The organism is Paenibacillus darwinianus, assembly GCF_000598065.1.
GTDB classification, from domain to species: Bacteria; Bacillota; Bacilli; order Paenibacillales; family Paenibacillaceae; genus Paenibacillus_I; species Paenibacillus_I darwinianus.
The window spans coordinates 50,510-51,270 of the sequence record NZ_KK082149.1 but is presented as its reverse complement, the minus strand read 5'-3'; the positions used below and the strand labels follow the sequence as shown (position 1 = coordinate 51,270).

Here is a 761-nt window from a genome sequence, read left to right as displayed (position 1 = left end):
GCCGCCCCGCATTAGGGTCGACCGCCGGATCGCGGTAAACGAACAGATTGGCGCAACCCGGCTGCGGTTCAACCTGCAGCGCATAACCGAGCCCGGTCAATCGGGACGAACTAGCGGCATAAGCCCGTTCGAGTTCTCTCCCATTCTCCAGCATGCGAATGAACATTGGCGCTTCCAGCCGGCGCAATGCCGGATCGTCCGCATCCATCATAACTAGCCCTTCATTCGCGAACAAGGAAGCCATAATGCGCGCGAACATGTCTGTTAATGTAGCGGATGAAGCTGCGGCAAGCTTAAGAGCTTCGAGCAGTTCCGGCTTGAATGCCGTGTCAGGCAGGCTGTCCGCCAGCTCGCCCAGCACCGTGTTCCATACGGCCTGATCAAGCGTAGTGCGGCTTACCGATGTCCTGGGCTTGCCTTCGCGATCGACGGCAAGCTTCCTCAGGCCGCTGCCGGTCGTCACGACACTGGCATGATTCGCCTCATCCCAGTCATGGTCTTCACCGGCGATCCAGAATATCGGCACGACCTTCTGGCCAAGCTCCTTCTCCGCCCAATTAGCCGCATTTATAACGGATACCGCCTTATGGATCACCATAAGCGGCCCGGTCAACAGTCCTGCTTGCTGTCCGCCAACCACCACAGGAGCGCCCGCACCGAGCGCTTCCACATTCGCTTCCGTCCTGGCGGAGGCGCCCGCTTTACGGTTGAAGGCAGCCAACACTTCCGCCACCTGCCTGCTGTCCGCGCGGGTCGAGTGG

At 60.3% G+C, this 761-nt stretch carries 1 protein-coding gene; it reads right to left on the bottom strand.

From position 1 onward, the window contains the following. Positions 1-761: bacillithiol biosynthesis protein BshC (gene bshC / locus BG52_RS06305; protein ID WP_144340750.1), on the bottom strand; the 761-nt coding region annotated here is incomplete at both ends.